Consider the following 317-nt stretch of genomic DNA (forward strand, 5'->3'; position numbering starts at 1 on the left):
CGCAGGACCTCGTTCTCCTGCTCGAGCAGCCGGATCTTCTTGCGGGCGTCGCGCAGCTCGGTGGAGTCCTCGCGGGTCTTTCCGGGGCGGCTTCCGTCATCGATGTCGGCTTGACGGATCCATTTATGCAGCGTCATCTCGTGGACGCCGAAGTCCTTCGCGATCTGCGCGAGAGTGACGCCGTCCTCACGGGACCGGGCCACACGCACGACATCTTCGCGGAACTCCTGGGGATAGGGAGCAGGCATGGTGCACATCCTTCCAGGCCGCCCAGTGGGCAAGCCAGATCAGATGTCACCTATCCGTGCGGCAGTCCC

Annotated in this window: 1 protein-coding gene; it reads right to left on the reverse strand. The window is 64.4% G+C overall.

Going from position 1 to position 317, the window contains the following annotated elements; all coding sequences use genetic code 11:
* Positions 1 to 248 (reverse strand): transposase (locus ACT3T5_RS19630; protein WP_444595338.1); only part of this gene is annotated, 248 nt, incomplete at its 3' end.
* Positions 249 to 317: the final 69 nt, after the last annotated feature.

It is taken from the genome of Brachybacterium sp. AOP3-A1-3 (assembly GCF_052378285.1).
Classification (GTDB): domain Bacteria; phylum Actinomycetota; class Actinomycetes; order Actinomycetales; family Dermabacteraceae; genus Brachybacterium.